This window comes from Chryseobacterium glaciei (assembly GCF_001648155.1).
In the GTDB taxonomy this organism is placed as follows: Bacteria; Bacteroidota; Bacteroidia; order Flavobacteriales; family Weeksellaceae; genus Chryseobacterium; species Chryseobacterium glaciei.
Genome location: NZ_CP015199.1, coordinates 887,593 through 903,537, shown reverse-complemented (window position 1 = coordinate 903,537; position 15,945 = coordinate 887,593). Strand labels below are relative to the sequence as shown.

Below are 15,945 nucleotides of genomic sequence, written 5' to 3'. Positions count from 1 at the left end.
AATATGCTTAGCATTAAAATTAGTAAATTTGCAGCTATACTTATAATTAAATTATCTTATTATTATGATAACTACTGATATATTGATCATAGGAGCCGGACCAACTGGACTTTTTGCTGTTTTTGAAGCAGGTTTATTAAAAATGAAGTGTCACATCATCGATGCACTTCCTCAACCTGGAGGCCAATTGACTGAGCTTTATCCTAAAAAACCTATTTTCGATATTCCGGGGTATCCTTCGGTGAATGCAGGGGAATTAATTGATAATTTAATGGAGCAGATCAAGCAGTTTCAACCTGGTTTTACATTGGGAGAAACGGCGGTTTCTTATTCTAAAGTTGATGATGAATGGTTTGAAGTTATTACCAACAAAGGAACTGTTCACAGAGCAAAAGCAATTGCAATTGCAGGTGGTTTGGGAACTTTCGAGCCTAGAAAACCAACTTTTGAAAATGTAGCTGATTACGAAGAAAAAGGTCTTGAATATTTCGTTAAAGAGCCTGAACATTTCAGAAATAAAAAAGTAGTGATTGCCGGAGGTGGTGATTCTGCACTTGATTGGAGTATTTTCTTATCAAATGTTGCAAGTGAAGTTACTTTGATTCACAGAAGAAATGAGTTCAGAGGAGCTTTGGATTCTGTAGAAAAAGTACAGGATCTTAAAAATCAAGGAAAAATCAAATTGATTACTCCTGCTGAAGTTACAGGAATTAAAGGAGACGGAAAAGTGGAAGCAATCACTATTGTGAAAGATGGTGAAGAAGCTTATGATCTTGAAACTGATTATTTCATCCCATTATTCGGATTGACTCCAAAATTAGGAGATATTTCTAAGTGGGGATTAAACATTGAGAAAAACGCAATCGTTGTAAACAATGCATTAGATTATCAAACAAATATCGATGGAATCTATGCAATTGGAGATATCAATACCTATCCGGGTAAATTGAAGTTGATTCTTTGTGGTTTCCACGAGGCAACGTTGATGTGTCAGAGTGTTTACAACAGACTAAATCCGGGTAAAAAATACGTCTTAAAATATACAACCGTAAGTGGAGTAGACGGGTTTGACGGAAGCCGTAAAGAAGCTGAGAAAGCTGTTGTGAAAAAAATTGATTAAATTTGTTGCCAGTTGACGGTTATTAGTTGTTAGTTAAAACGAACTTTTACCATCAACTACAGACAATCAACTATCAACTAGAATGAACGATATTAATATAAAAATCACCGATAGAGACGGTGTAACTCACGATATTGTTGCTCCTACGGATATGTCCATGAATTTAATGGAAATCATCCGTTCGTATGAATTAGCAGAAGAAGGAACAATCGGAGTTTGTGGAGGAATGGCGATGTGCGCATCATGTCAGGTATACGTGATCAGTGATTCGGGACTTGTAGAAATGGGCGATGAAGAAGATGCAATGCTTGCGGAAGCTTACCATGTGAAAGAGAATAGCAGACTGGGTTGCCAGCTGCATATTGTTGAAGAAATGGAAGGTCTTGAAGTGGAGATTGCTCCTTATCCTTAGAAAAGTTTTAACTAAATAATAAAAAACTCTCGAAATTTTCGAGAGTTTTTGTTTTATAGATGAATTTAATTTTATCGTTATTTTGCTGGCTGAAACTTTGGATGCCCCACCTGCCATAAAGCAAACGCATAAATATCAGAATATTCATGGAAAACGACATCTTTGTCGCTTGTAAAATGTCCATTTTCATAATTTACATATAATAAAACAGGTTTTCCTGAACCTGAATTTTTCTGCAGAATGGCTGCGAATTTTCCCGGTTCCCAAGGTGTTATCCTTGAGTCGTTCATTCCGGTACGGATGATTACAGCGGGATATTTTACTCCTTTTTTTACTTTACTCTGAGCGTCCATTTCCATCAAATTTTTTGTATCCTCTTCATTTTGTAGGGTTCCCACTTCAGGAATTTGGTTCGGACCATTGGCAGTAGTTTCTGAACGAAGTGCATTCGTCATACCAACTTCAGCAATTGCAACAGCAAAAAGATCCGGTCTTTCAGTTATTGCCCTTCCGATAAGAACTCCGCCCATGCTTACTCCATTTCCAATAAGTTTTGAAGGAGAAGTGTATTTTTGAGCAACTAGATATTCTGAACACGCAATAAAATCTTTCCAAGTATTTGGTTTGTTTGCTTTCATACCTGTCTTGTGCCAGTTTTCGCCTTTTTCACCACCACCTCTTACGTGCGCAATAGCAATAACTACTCCTTGTTCTAATAATGCAGTCAATCTTTGGGAAAATCTTGGTTCATAAGATATTCCGTAACCACCATATCCAGTAATATAAGCAGGAGAGGAGCCATCCATTTTCATATTTTTAGGGTAAATAATAGAAAGCGGAACCATTACTCCGTCGTGACTTTTTACTTCAATTTCTTTTACGGTGTAAAGTTTGTTATAATCTGGATAATTTCCGTCAGAGCTAAGATATTTACTCTTTACCGGAGCGCCTTTTTCGGGGTTATAATCATAAATAGTTAATGGAGTAAGCCAATTCATATTCTCACAATAAATATTGTCATTTTCATGCGGATTTAATGATAACGACGAGTTTACACCAGGTGGTAATGGAACCTTTTTAGTGTCTAGAGTCTTGATATTTACCTGATATTTATCTCTTGTAATGCCATTACCTAATGAATAGTATAAATAGTTTTTAGAAGTGTGAATTGCAATAATCACCGCATCCTTACTTTCAGGAACTACTACTTTTGCATTAATAAAATCAGGCTTTGCTAAACTTGTAAGTATGATTTTATAATTGGGAGCATCTTTATGGGTAAGCAGGAAAAGTTTATCATCAGAAATATAGATATCGGTAATATCATCTGACGCTTTGACGATCTGCTTCCAGTTGATTTTTTTATTTTTTAACTCTGAATATGGCGCAACAAAAATTGGACTTTCGGATTTTACAGAGCTTAATCTCAGAATAATATATTTATAATCATCACTAAATGTTATACTTGTAAACTGTTCGGTCAAAGCATTTAATTCAGGATAATCTACTCTTGAAGCTAATATTTTATCATTTTTTACATCTGTACCAATTTCGTGAAGCATTGCTTTCATGTCTTTTAAAAGCATGTTGCTGTTTGGGTCTCCGGTACTCATTTTAGTATAAATGATAGACTTGCCGTCTTGTGTAAATTCAAAATTAAATTCACTCCAGATCGGATCAATGGAATCGTTCAGCAATTTTTTTGTATTAAGATCTAATATTTTAAGCTCACAAATCTCACCACCAGATTTTGATAATAATAAAGCAATCTTTTGTGCTTTTAGGTCAACGGTGAAATTGGTTATTTGAGTTCCTTTTTTGATTTTTTCAGGATCAAATATTAAAACTTCTTTTCCTGTAGAAATGTCTTTTGAGTATAATTTTGAAAGGTTTTCTCCTTTTTTTGTTTTTGTGTAAAAATATGAATTTTGCCTTTGCATGATAACACCGAAAGAATCTCCGCTCATATTTTGAATATCTTTCATTTGTTTGAAAAGATCTTCACGGTGAGGAATTTTGTCGATGATAGTATTGCTAAAATCAGATTCAGCTTTGAACCAAGATTGTACAGCCGGACTTTTAAGATCTTCCAGCCATCGGTAATTATCTGTAATTTTAGTTCCGAAATAATCATCTACAACAGGGTGTTTTGGCGTTGCTGGATAATTATATTGAGCGGAAAAGAATTGGCAACAGATTAAGCCTGTAAATAAAAATTTTAATTTCATATAGTTGTATTTTTTTTAATATTTCTTATAACTGGGATAAAATAATAATTAATGCAAATATATTAAACTTCAAATTTAAAATCTATATGATCCTATAATAAAAAATATCCAAAATCAAACGATTTTGGATATTCAATATAGCAATTGTATTATTTTATTTCTGAGGAATATTCGCTAAAATATCTTTTAGGAAACTCCAAAACTTCTGTGCGGAAGGGATATTTGCTCTTTCGTCAGGAGAGTGAGCACCTCTGATAGTTGGCCCGAAACTTACCATTTCCATTTCTGGATAATTTGCTCCGATAATTCCACATTCTAAACCTGCGTGACAAGCTACAACTTGTGGTTTTTCGTTAAATTTATCAGTGTAAATTTTCTCCATTAATTGAACGATCTCAGAACCCGGTTTAGGTTTCCAACCTGGATAAGAACCGCTGAATTCAGTATTCATTCCTGCTAATTCTGCCACAGATTTTAATTGTTCTGAGACAGAATCTTTAGAAGAATCAACTGATGATCTTGAAAGGTTTAAAATTTTCAATCCTCCTTCTTTTAATTCAACTCTTGCCACATTGTTTGAAGATTCCACCAAATCCTTAACATCCGGACTCATTCTGTAAACACCGTTGTGAAGAGCTTTCAAAGTTAAAATGATCTTCTTTGAATCTTCTTCCGAAATCGCTTTATCAGAACTTGTTGAATTTTCAATATTAATATGAAGAGCAGGTTCAACTGTTGCAAATTCTTCTAGAATCTCTTTTTTAAGACCATTCGTAATTTCTTCAATAAATTCTTCAGCATTTCTCACAGATACGATAGCTACACCTTCTCTCGGAATAGCATTTCGTAATCCACCACCGTCGATAGAAATTAACTGAATATTTTCTTTTGCTAAAGCTTTATAAAGTAATCTTCCTAAAATAACATTCGCATTTCCGAAACCTTTATGGATGTCCATTCCCGAGTGACCACCTTGTAAACCTTTAACTTCAATTCTTACAATTTGTCCGTTTGAAGCTTCTGTTTGATAGTTTTGAGAAATCGTAACATCAATTCCACCTGCGCAGCCGATGTCAATTTCATCGTCTTCTTCAGTATCAAGATTTAATAAAATTTCACCTGTCAATTGTCCTGGTTTTAGACCGATTGCTCCAGTCATTCCAGTCTCTTCATCAATTGTGAAAAGCGCTTCCAAAGCTGGATGCGGAATGTTTGAACTTTCTAAGATCGACATAATTGTAGCAACTCCTAAACCGTTATCAGCTCCTAAAGTTGTTCCTTTTGCCTTTACCCAATCTCCATCGATTTCCATTTTGATTCCTTCAGTTTCGAAATCAAAAGTAACATCATTGTTTTTCTGACAAACCATATCCAAATGCGATTGTAGCACAATAGATTTGCGGTTTTCCATTCCTGCAGTGGCAGGTTTTTTAATGATCACGTTTCCTACTTCATCAACTCTAGTTTCCAATCCTAGACTTTCACCAAATTCTTTAATGAAAGCAATTACTTTTTCTTCTTTTTTTGAAGGTCTTGGAACAGCATTAAGTTTGGCGAAATTTTTCCACACTATTTGCGGTTCTATATTAGATAATTCCATGAAATTTTATTTTTATCAAAATTACGAAATAAAAAATGCTTCCGTAAATCTGGAAGCATTATTTTTATTAGAAGCTAGAACTTGTTTAGCATCCACATTCACCATAAATTGTCATTGTTTCAACAGTTCCGTCTGGTTTTTCAATAGTTAATGTGCCTTGAAATAACAAAGCTTCTTCCCCTTTTATTTTTTTACCCTTTACAGAGATCTTGTAATCGTCAATTTCAATTTCTTTGCTGAGTTCTTCGTCAGATTCCATATCGCTTGAGGAGATCAGATTCATTGCTAATCTTTTACCGTCAAGTTTCATATAGGCTGTTTTTCCTGCGTCATCGGCGTAAATATATTTTTCCGCTTCAAAATCTGCTTTGTTTCTGGCAAAATAACATGAACATTCTTTAATTTCTTTAGGAAAAGTAATAGTTTCAACTAAAATTTTACCTGAAGAAGCTGTCGTTTTTGCAGAATCCTGAACAATATTCAGTGAATCTTTAGCTGGCGAACTCGAAACTGTTTCTTTGTCTTTTTTACAAGCGACCAATAAGAACGCTGAAAAGAAAATAATTAGGTATTTCATTGTTTGTGGTTTATATTATTTATCCTCTGCCTCTTTCTAGAAGAACCATCATTAATAATGAAAGAACAACTAAACTTTCGTCTTCGTCGTCAATATCGATCATTCTGTCAAGCTGAAATCTTCTTCCGAAGAATGAAGGCATTTTTTTAAGTTTAAAATATTCTTTTCCGTCAATTCCTCTTACAGTATAAGCCGGATTAAGAAAATATCCTGTAAACATACCAATAATTGGGATCTCACTTACCATTCCGTCGAAGAATTTTGTCCATGCATTGTCCTCTGTCACAGTAAATTTTGGTTGATCGTTTGAGTCTAAAATATTATAAGTAGACTTCCAGATAGAACGCATTCCTTTTCTGGCCAATCTTCCGTAATTTTTCTTATCAATTAAGTCATTTAAAGAATAAGAAGAATTAAAATCGATCCATTTATTCGCCTGAATTCTAAAAAGCTCTTTTGATTTGCTTTCGTCATTGAAAATGATCACATCTTCCTTCAATTTAAACATTTTTTGACGAACATAAGCAACGGCATTTCCGTTTTTGTCAGTAATGTTGAAATCGCTGGCTAATGTTGTGATTTTAAATTTAAAATCCAGTGGATAATTTAGGTTGTTAAGTACCATTTAGTTTATTTTTTTTTCAGATTAATATTAAGTTTCCAAAGATAATTTTTTTATTGGAATTATCTCTTGATTTAGCCCCCGTAAAACTACGGAAAATCATCTTTTTGTATTATTTTTGTAGTTATGGATTACCCTAGTAAAGTTTTGGCAAAAGCAGTGGATGAGATCTCTGGATTACCGGGGATTGGCAGAAAAACAGCTTTACGTTTAGCATTACATTTATTGAAACAACCTAATTCCAGAGCGGTAACTTTAGGAAATTCTCTGATTAATCTTGTTAACGAAATAAAATACTGCAAAGAATGTCATAACTTCTCTGATTTTGAGATTTGTGAAATCTGCAGCAATCATAAACGAAATGACGAAGTTATTTGTATCGTAGAAGACGTTCGCGACGTTATTGCCATTGAAAATACAGGAAAATATACAGGAAAATATTTGATCTTAGGAGGAAAAATATCTCCAATGGAAGGAGTGGGACCAAATCAGTTAAATATTCCGAGTATTGAAAAGAAACTTAATGCAGGGCAGGTAAAAGAATTTATTTTTGCCTTAAGTGCAACGATGGAAGGAGATACGACTGCCTATTATATTTATAAGAAATTCAAAGGTTTTGATGTGAATTTTTCAAGCATTGCAAGAGGAATTTCAGTTGGGGACGAGTTGGAATATGCTGATGAAATTTCTTTGGGAAGATCGATTATTAATAGGTTGCCTTATAATGAAGCAAGCTAATAAATACAAATAAAGTTGATTGATTTCCCATGAAAACATCTGATATATTTTCTAACTATACTTTAAACAATATAAAGAAATACAGTCTTTTTTTTATCTACATTATTGTTAACTCACTCTTTGTTTTAAAATATGGTGAAAAGTATGGATTTCCTTTATTGGCTGTTTACATTATTGCTATTCTTGGTATAAGTTTATTTTATATTAAAATTGAACTTAAAGATTTATTTTATAAATACATATTCTGGATAGGAGTAATTTCATTTTTTATATTTAGTATTTATTTAAATTATACTGTTGATGGTTTATCTTTGAATGTAGACCGATGGTCTGCAATGGAAATAGGCATAAAAGCATTGCTGAACGGTGAATATCCCTATAATATTCCCGACCATATGGGAAGGGAGTCTTCTAACTTGCCGATGTTGATTATCTTAGGAATGCCTTTTTATTTAATATTTGGGAGCGTGGGATTTCTGCAGTCATTCATTTTTTTATTTTTTTCATATTTAATTATTAAAATTTTTAATAATTACAAGCAGAGATTAGCAGTATTGATTTTGCTATTTTTTTCTCCAAGTTATTTATGGGAAGTGTATGTCAAAAGTGATTTGTTTTCTAATTTTATAATAGTTTCAGGTTTTGTGTTTTTGATATGGCAGAATTTTATAAAAGAAAAAAAGCTGAAACTTGAATGGGCTTCAGTTTTAACAGCTTTAATATTTCTTACGCGCCTTTCCGTAATTATTCCAATTGTTTTATTGCTTTTTAAAAAGTTTTACAATTTTACAATAAAGGAAAAGTTACGTTTTGCATCCGTTTTTGTTATAATGATTTCCTGTATTCTGTATTTGTTTTTTCATAATGCAGAAAGCTTTGATTTGATAGTAAAACATAACCCGTTTATGATACAAGGGGCAAAGCAACCTTTATTTTTAAGTATTTCATACATCATATTAGCTTTTATTTTGTCCTTTAAATTGAAATCTTTTTATGATAGTATTTATTGGACAGGAACTTTACTGTTTATCTGCGTTTTTGTGCCTTTTATTATTTATTTAATGGAGTATGGTTACAATGATATTGTCAATAATTCTATGTTTGACCTGAGCTTTTTTAATATGTCAATGCCGTTCGTGATATTGGGCTTAGTGTATGGATTTTTTAAAAATAACCATCAAAAAAATGTAGTATGATTTCTGTAATTATCCCGATGTATAATGCAGAAGAGTCTATATCTTTTGCTTTGGATTCCGTAAAACAACAGACTTTTCCTCAAAAAGAGTTTGAAATTATCATCATCAATGATGGTTCGACAGACAAAAGCCAAGTTATTGTCGAGAAATATATCAGAGAAAATCCTGATATGAACATCAAATTGATCAGTCAGGCCAATGGTGGGGTTTCAAAAGCTCGAAATACAGGTTTAAAGATTTCAAAAGGAGATTACATCGCCTTATTAGATTCTGATGATGGATGGTTGCCGGAAAAAATAAAAACTCAGATGAGTTATTTTGAAGATACATCGACGGATATTGATTTTCTAGCAACGGAAAGAAATGATAATAAAATTCTTTTCCCTTATCAAATAAAAAATAATCTTGCGGAAATAACTTTCAACAAACTTCTCATAAGAAACGAAGCGCAACCGTCAACGGTACTATTTAAAAGGAAAATTCTTGAAAATACAGGGTATTTCGATGATAATCAAAGATATGCAGAAGATGTGAATTATTGGTTGAAAATTTCTTTGAAGAACAAAATGTATATTTTGAACCAAAGTTTAGTCAGTGTTGGAAAAGGAAAAAGATCTTTTGGTGTTTCGGGTTTATCTGCGAACCTTTTTGAAATGAGAAAAGGATTCCGTAAAAACCTTCATGAAATGTACAAACTGAAAAAAATATCATTTATCCAATATATCTTATTCAGGTTTTTTTACAAAGCAAAATACTTACTTTTGCTAGGCAGACAGTTTTATTATAACAACAATATAAAAAAATAAAGTTTTTACTAATTCACAATGAAAATACTCGTCACCGGTGGAGCTGGTTTTATAGGAAGTAAGCTGTCATTAGAGCTTACAAAGAAGGGGCATGAGATAACGGTGTTGGATAATCTTTCGTCACAGATTCATGGAGAAAATCCATCGGAAGACTCGCCTTTGTATAGGAGTATTTTAAATAAAATCAACTTTATTAAAGGAGATGTTACAAATCGTGAAGATTGGGAAAATGCCATTGAAGGTCAGGATGTAATTGTTCATTTGGCCGCTGAAACTGGAACCGGACAGTCAATGTATCAGATCGAAAAATATACTGAAGTAAATGTATCAGGAACAGCAAAAATGCTGGATATTTTGGTTAATAAAACCCATCATGTTAAGAAAGTAATCATTGCATCTTCCAGAGCTATTTATGGCGAAGGAAAATATCTTCATCCTAAGCTGGGATTGGTTTATCCAAAGCCAAGAAAAGTTGAAGAAATGAAAAGCGGTGATTTTGAAGTGAAATATTCTGACGGACAAGTTCTTGAAGCTCTTCCAACTGATGAAGAATCGAAAATTCATCCAACGTCTATTTACGGAATTACTAAACATAATCAGGAGCAAATGGTTATGACAACCTGCGCTGCTATTGGGATTGAACCTGTTTCATTAAGATTTCAGAATGTGTACGGAGAAGGTCAGTCTTTATTGAATCCTTATACCGGAATTTTATCCATCTTTTCATCACAAATCCTTAATGGAAATGACATTAATGTCTTTGAAGACGGTAAAGAATCAAGAGATTTCGTGCATGTAGATGATGCGGTTGAAGCAACGATAAAGTGTATCGAAAATGATGAAGCGAATGGTGAAATTTTTAATGTTGGAACAGGAGTTTCTACCGCTGTAACTGCAGTTGCCGAAAATTTACGAAAATTTTACAATAAAGATTTTGATATTAATGTTTCCGGACAGTTTCGTTTGGGGGACATCAGGCATAATTTTGCGGATATCAGTAAAATTAAATCAAAGCTAAATTTTCAGCCAAAAATTTCTTTTGAAGAAGGAATGTCGAGGTTTACAACTTGGGTACTACAACAGAATATTCAGGACATAAAGTTCAAAGAATCGTTGGAGGAAATGAAGGTTAAAGGGCTTTTAAAATGATCAGTTTAAAACATAAAAAAATACTTTTCTTATCGGTTAGCTTTTTTAAATATGAAAGAGCTATTGCGAAAAGATTAACTGAGCTAGGCGCTGAGGTTGATTTTTATGATGAAAGACCTTCCAATTCTAACTTTTCAAAGGGAATTATCCGTTTAAATAAAAGATTGTATCAATCTCAGATTACGAAATATTACAATGCAATTTTAGATGAGATTAAGAATAAAAAATACAATTATTTTCTATTAATAAAAGGGGAGGCAATTCCGTTTTTTTTTCTTGAAAAAATCAAGGAATTAAACCCTGAAATGGAAATGATCTATTATAATTTCGATCCATTAAAGGAATATCCAAACCTTATCTCAAATCTCAAATATTTCGACAGAAAAATTACGTTTGAATATGATGATTCGGTGAAGTATGGGTTAAATTTCAGACCGCTTTTTTATTTGGATGAATATAAAAATTTAAATCAAAACTCCAAGGCTTTTGAATATGACATTGTATTTATCGGAAGTGCACACACAGACCGTTATATCGTAGGAGAGGAGGTAAAAGCTAAGGCGGATGCTCTTAATTTAAAGACTTTTTTCTATTATTATGCAATGGGAAAGGTCGCTTTCAGAATTAAAAAGTTGATTGATAAAAATTTAAAGAAGTTTGATAATAATAAATTAAGTTTCGAAAAACTCAATCATCAGCAAATCATCGATTATTACCAGAAATCAAAGTCTGTACTTGATATTAATAAACCTTTTCAATATGGTTTAACGATCAGGACGTTTGAAGTTTTGGCTTCGGGAAGAAAGCTGATAACAGCGAATACGGATATTAAAAATTATCCTTTTTATAATCCAAAAAATATTTTAGTTCTCGATCGGGAAAATATTCAATTAAACGCTGAATTTTTTAAAAAGGATTTCGAACCATTAGATAAAGAAGCACTGCATATGATGTCTTTGGATTCTTTTATTGAGTGTTTATTTATCTCGAATCAGGATGATTATTGGAATCAATACAGATAAAAATCAATGATAGTAAATAAAAAAAATAACTCTCGAAGCCGAGAGTTATTTGTATATGTAAAATATTATTTGCTTATTTAGCCGGTGTCGCAGGAGTGTTAGCCGGAGTAGCTGTTTTAGAAGCCGGAGCAGATTGTGCAGGTGCTTCTTTCTTAATTGGCTGTTGAGCAGGAGCCGCTTGTGTTGGTTTTCCTGTAATTACAACGCTGATAAGGATAAGAACGATAATGATTGCTCCTAAACTCCAAGTTGCTTTTTCCATGAAGTCATTGGTTCTTTGTACCCCGAACTGTGCAGAAGATGCACCTCCGAATGTACTTGAAAGACCTCCACCTTTTGGGTTCTGAGCCATAACAACGATTACTAATAAAACACTAGCAATCATAGTGAGAACCATCAATAAAATAAATATAGTATCCATGAATTTGATATCTTTTTGAATGGGCAAATTTAATCTTTTTTTACTGAATGGCAAAAAAAAGATAGAAGTAAATGGTAATAAAAATAAAAACGGCAACAATTGTTGCCGTTTTTTATATGAAATAGGTTGTTCTTATTTGAAATCAGAATCTTTTGCCTGATTGATCTGGTAAGACTGTACCGTCAAATTAATATCCATTCCGCCCATATTCTGAGTGATCGTGAAAGGTAATTTAACTCCAGAAACATCCTTGTAATCTGCATAGCTTGTCGGGATAGAACCTCCTTCTCCAGCTTTTACTTCACCGGTTTTCAAACCAGTTTTTACGCTGTAGTAATACGTTTCTTTCGCTCCTTTTACTACATAAGAATCTTCGTTGTTGTATTTTTCGATTCCTGCAAGTTTGTACTCAGCCGATTTTGCAAAAGCAAGTTCCGGGAAAAGTTCAACATCTTTCGACATATCAGCTTTCTGCTTGTCGCTAAGAGGAGCTTTTTTTCCTTGAGCTTCCATGTAACCGTCTTTTCCGTCAAATACAATTTTTTGAACTGTATTTCCCATCATGCTAACGTTCATTGCCATTTTTCCGTTCTTTCCTTGGATCATTTTCATGCTCATATCCATTCCCTGAACTTTCGTAGTAGCATCAGAAGAGATTGAAGTGATCTTTTGAACAGCAGCTAAACCTCCGATCGCATTGATGTATTTATCAGCAATAGATCCAATTGTTACACTTGCGTCAACTTTCTGAGCAGCCGGTTTTGCAACAGGATTTGCATCTTTATCGAAGTATTTTACTGGGTAACCCAATTTTTCCAATCCTTCAGAAATATCAGAAGCTTTACCAGCGATGAAAATTCTGCTTTGATTTGGTAAAATAGTAGCTTTTACAGCATTTGTTACGTCTGCAGCAGTTACTTTATCAATTGATTTTAAATAATTAGTATAAAAATCAGAAGGAAGATCCTGAACTTTTTGGTTTAAAGCAAATCTTGCGATCGTTTCAGGCTTCTCTAAAGACATAATGAAAGATCCTTTCAATTTAGCTTTAGCATTTTCCAATTCTTCTGGTTTTACAGTAGAAATTGCGTTAAGTTCATTCATGAATTCCTTAACTGCTTTGTCTGTAACCTCGTTTCTTACACTTGCTTCAGCAGAAAAGTCCGGAGAGAATTTACTTGCAGTCATGCTAGAATAAGCTCCGTATGTAAATCCGTTTTTCTCACGAAGATTCATGAAAAGTCTGGCTTCACCACCACCACCTAAAATATAGTTGGCCATTGTAGCAGGGAAGTAGTTCGCATCTTTCATTTTCAGCGTGTTCAGGTTGTTTACAGAAACAACAGACTGTACAGCAGAAGGAACATCTACAACATTGATTTCTGTCTTAGCTACGTTAGAAGCCGGTTCTAGAGCTGCAAATGTTGTATTTGATTTTTTCCAGCTGCTGAATGCTTTTTCGATCAAAGGTTTTACCTGATCAAATTTTACATCACCAACAATAACTAAATAAGCGTTGTCTGGAGAATAATATTTTTTGTAAACGTTCTGTACGTCAGCTAATTGAATTTTGCTGATAGATTCAACTGTTTCAAATTCCCCTCTTGAAGTATTTTTTCCATACATCAAAGCGTTTGAAACTCTGTTTGCGATAGAAGAAGCATTTTTCTCATCAGATTTCAATCCTTCGATCGTTCTTTCTTTTGAGTTTTGAATTTCCTCAGCAGAGAATTTAGGATTGATAATCGCATCAGCCATTAAACCTAAAACTTCAGGAAAATATTTTGAAAGTGAGTTTGCAAAAGCTCCGTTTGAAGAGAAGTTTAAGCTAGCTCCAAGGAAATCGATTTTCTTGTTGAATTCGTCTTTGCTTAAATTCGTTGTTCCGTTTTCAAGCTGCTCTGCCATGATTGAACTTACCCCGGAAACAGTTCCTTCATAATATGGAGGTCTGTCCATAGAAAGGTTAGCGCTTACTCTTGGTAACTTGTTGTTTTCAACCACCATTACCGTAAGACCGTTGCTTAACTGGAAAGTTTTTGGCTTAGCAATGTTGATCGCAGGAGTTGGCCCCGGCTTCGGCATTGCATTAATATCTATTTTTTGTGCAGAAAGCATTCCTGTGAATAAAAATGCTACCGCTATATATGTTAATTGCTTTTTCATTTGTAAAAAATTATTTTTTTTCAGGAACGTAGTTAAGAACTACTCTTTGGTTAGGATTAAGATACTTTTTAGCGGCATTCTGCAGGTCTTCTCTTGTGATGCCTCTGTAGATGTCTATTTCTTTGTTGATTAAGTTGGTATCTCCCATCAAAACGTGGTTTGTTGCCAATGAAGCAGCAATCCCCTGAATGCTCGAATTCTGATTTACAAACTGGTTTTCAAATTGATTTTGAAGTTTCTGATAATCTTCCTGAGAAATTAAAGTTGTCTGAAGTTTTTTGATCTCAGCATCGATATCTGTCTGTAATGTCTGCTTCGTCGTTTGTCCCATTGGGATCGCGAAAAATGCAAAAATTCCATAATCTTCAAGACCTTGGTTGAAAGCCTGCACCTGAAGTGCTTTTTTCTCCTGATCTACTAATTTTTTGTATAAAACTGAAGATTTTCCACTGCTTAAATAAGAAGAAAGCATATCTAAAATATAAGCATCTTTTTCTTTGTTAGCAGGTGTTCTGTATGCAAAAACATACGCAGGAAGCTGAATATTAGGATCTGTAGCCGTAACTTCTTTTTCCTGAGTAATAGGAGCGTCTTTTGGATAATTTTTTGGATATACAGTTCCTTTAGGAATCGCTCCGTAATATTCCTGAATCCACTTTTTAGTTTGCTCAGGCTTAATGTCTCCTGCAACTACCAAAGTAGCGTTGTTTGGAACATAGAATTTTTTATAGAATGCTTGGAACTCTTCTAATTTAGCTGAATTCAAATCTTCCATAGAACCGATCGTTGGCCAGTTGTATGGGTGATTCGTGAATAGATTTTTTTGTACTGTTGTGAATAGATTTCCATAAGGCTGGTTATCCATTCTCAATCTTTTTTCTTCTTTTACAACCTCTCTCTGAGTATCTACCCCAACTTGGTTAATAACAGCATGACGCAATCTTTCAGACTCCATCCAAAGACCCAATTGCTCATTGTTTGAAGGGAAAGTTTCGTAGTAATATGTTCTGTCGTTGGTTGTGTTGGCGTTGTTTTGTCCTCCGTTTGAAGAAACTATTTTAAACCAGTCACCTCTTTTGATGTTTGGAGTTCCTTCAAATAAAAGATGCTCAAAAAAGTGAGCAAAACCCGTTCTTCCTTTTACTTCATCCTTTGCACCTACGTGGTACATTACCCCTGTTGTAACTACCGGCGCCGAATTATCCTGATGAAGAATTACGTGAAGCCCGTTTGGTAGGTCATACTCTTCGAATTTAATTTGTTGTGCATTCAAAGCCATTCCGAAGAAAGCCACTGCAGCAACAGAAAGAAGTCGTTTTTTCATAAAATAGAAATTGTTTTGTCAATTAGTAGAATGTATAGATAAGATGTTACAAAGTTGTACATCTTTTTCTTTCCCGAAAACTTCTTACTAGGATGCGGGAGGTTTTCGGAGCTTCCCGAAAGTCTGTTGCTAGGGTGCAGGAAGCTTTCGGGAAAATAGAAAGTATGTTACTGTCCTTCCGTTTTGTTTTTCCAGAAGCTTACCTGCTCACGAAGTTCTTGGTTTTGATCTTGAAGATCTTTGATGCGGGCTTCGTATTGTTCGATTAGCTTTTCAGAAGCGTTATAATTATTAGTCTGATTCTGAATCATATTATTACTAGAATTTTCATTAGCTGAATTTTCCTTATTTATTTGTGTGTAAGCATCGTCAGGTTTTAAAAGCTCATAGATATCTAATTCATAAAACTCGGAAATCTTCAAAAGATTATCTATTCCGGGTTTCGTCTGGTCACTTTCCCATTTCCCGTATGCAGTTTGAGAGACATCAAGCTCAACGGCAATCTGTGTTTGTGATAATTTTTTTTCGTTTCTCAGCTCACGAAGTTTAGTTCCTAAAGACATA

15 protein-coding genes are annotated in these 15,945 nt (G+C 33.9%); 7 read left to right on the top strand and 8 right to left on the bottom strand.

Annotated features, from left to right (window positions below):
- The first annotated feature begins 64 nt into the window (after nt 1-64).
- Together A0O34_RS03975 and A0O34_RS03970 are read left to right on the top strand one after the other, a co-directional pair.
- Nucleotides 65-1,120 (top strand): NAD(P)/FAD-dependent oxidoreductase, encoded by a 1,056-nt coding sequence (locus tag A0O34_RS03975; protein ID WP_066751468.1) that lies wholly within the window; start codon nt 65-67, stop codon nt 1,118-1,120.
- Nucleotides 1,121-1,202: 82 nt separating this feature from the next.
- The gene (locus tag A0O34_RS03970; protein ID WP_066751465.1) at nt 1,203-1,532 is read left to right on the top strand and encodes a 2Fe-2S iron-sulfur cluster-binding family protein; all 330 of its coding nucleotides are present in this window, start codon (nt 1,203-1,205) and stop codon (nt 1,530-1,532) included.
- Between the two features lie 77 nt (nt 1,533-1,609).
- Here A0O34_RS03970 and A0O34_RS03965 read toward each other — a convergent pair whose 3' ends face one another.
- From A0O34_RS03965 to A0O34_RS03950, 4 genes are all read right to left on the bottom strand, one after another.
- Nucleotides 1,610-3,760 carry a prolyl oligopeptidase family serine peptidase gene (locus A0O34_RS03965; protein WP_066751462.1) on the bottom strand — a complete coding sequence of 717 codons (2,151 nt, stop codon included), beginning with the start codon at nt 3,758-3,760 and terminating at the stop codon, nt 1,610-1,612.
- Nucleotides 3,761-3,914: 154 nt separating this feature from the next.
- The gene (locus A0O34_RS03960) at nt 3,915-5,360 is read right to left on the bottom strand and encodes an aminoacyl-histidine dipeptidase (RefSeq protein ID WP_066751459.1); all 1,446 of its coding nucleotides are present in this window, start codon (nt 5,358-5,360) and stop codon (nt 3,915-3,917) included.
- 85 nt (nt 5,361-5,445) lie between these two features.
- Nucleotides 5,446-5,937 carry a hypothetical protein gene (locus A0O34_RS03955; protein ID WP_066751457.1) on the bottom strand — a complete coding sequence of 164 codons (492 nt, stop codon included), beginning with the start codon at nt 5,935-5,937 and terminating at the stop codon, nt 5,446-5,448.
- A 19-nt stretch (nt 5,938-5,956) separates the two neighbouring features.
- Nucleotides 5,957-6,562 carry an LURP-one-related family protein gene (locus A0O34_RS03950; RefSeq protein ID WP_066751454.1) on the bottom strand — a complete coding sequence of 202 codons (606 nt, stop codon included), beginning with the start codon at nt 6,560-6,562 and terminating at the stop codon, nt 5,957-5,959.
- Between the two features lie 123 nt (nt 6,563-6,685).
- On the opposite strand from A0O34_RS03950, the gene recR reads away from it, so the two are divergent.
- Genes recR through A0O34_RS03925 form a run of 5 tightly spaced genes read left to right on the top strand, consistent with a single transcriptional unit; the run spans nt 6,686 to nt 11,470 of the window.
- Nucleotides 6,686-7,297: a recombination mediator RecR gene (gene recR, locus A0O34_RS03945; RefSeq protein WP_066751451.1), complete on the top strand. Its 612-nt coding sequence runs from the start codon at nt 6,686-6,688 to the stop codon at nt 7,295-7,297.
- 29 nt (nt 7,298-7,326) lie between these two features.
- Nucleotides 7,327-8,493 carry a hypothetical protein gene (locus tag A0O34_RS03940; protein ID WP_066751446.1) on the top strand — a complete coding sequence of 389 codons (1,167 nt, stop codon included), beginning with the start codon at nt 7,327-7,329 and terminating at the stop codon, nt 8,491-8,493.
- Complete coding sequence (locus A0O34_RS03935) at nt 8,490-9,299, top strand: glycosyltransferase family 2 protein (protein WP_066751443.1); 810 nt, start codon at nt 8,490-8,492, stop codon at nt 9,297-9,299. Before A0O34_RS03940 ends, A0O34_RS03935 begins: the two co-directional genes overlap by 4 nt.
- Nucleotides 9,300-9,317: 18 nt before the next feature.
- Nucleotides 9,318-10,448, top strand: coding sequence for an NAD-dependent epimerase/dehydratase family protein (locus A0O34_RS03930; RefSeq protein WP_066751441.1), 1,131 nt, complete (start codon nt 9,318-9,320; stop codon nt 10,446-10,448).
- Nucleotides 10,445-11,470 (top strand): WaaS/CpsH family glycosyltransferase, encoded by a 1,026-nt coding sequence (locus tag A0O34_RS03925; protein WP_066751439.1) that lies wholly within the window; start codon nt 10,445-10,447, stop codon nt 11,468-11,470. Before A0O34_RS03930 ends, A0O34_RS03925 begins: the two co-directional genes overlap by 4 nt.
- Before the next feature lie 73 nt (nt 11,471-11,543).
- On the opposite strand, the gene secG is transcribed toward A0O34_RS03925, so the two are convergent.
- The 4 genes from secG to A0O34_RS03905 all read right to left on the bottom strand — a co-directional run bounded on the left by secG (nt 11,544) and on the right by A0O34_RS03905 (nt 15,944).
- The gene (secG, locus tag A0O34_RS03920) at nt 11,544-11,891 is read right to left on the bottom strand and encodes a preprotein translocase subunit SecG (RefSeq protein ID WP_066751434.1); all 348 of its coding nucleotides are present in this window, start codon (nt 11,889-11,891) and stop codon (nt 11,544-11,546) included.
- 132 nt (nt 11,892-12,023) lie between these two features.
- Nucleotides 12,024-14,057: a M16 family metallopeptidase gene (locus tag A0O34_RS03915; protein WP_066751427.1), complete on the bottom strand. Its 2,034-nt coding sequence runs from the start codon at nt 14,055-14,057 to the stop codon at nt 12,024-12,026.
- Nucleotides 14,058-14,067: 10 nt separating this feature from the next.
- Nucleotides 14,068-15,381: a M16 family metallopeptidase gene (locus tag A0O34_RS03910; RefSeq protein WP_066751426.1), complete on the bottom strand. Its 1,314-nt coding sequence runs from the start codon at nt 15,379-15,381 to the stop codon at nt 14,068-14,070.
- A gap of 167 nt (nt 15,382-15,548) precedes the next feature.
- Nucleotides 15,549-15,944, bottom strand: coding sequence for a helix-turn-helix domain-containing protein (locus A0O34_RS03905; protein WP_066751423.1), 396 nt, complete (start codon nt 15,942-15,944; stop codon nt 15,549-15,551).
- Nucleotide 15,945 lies beyond the last annotated feature (1 nt).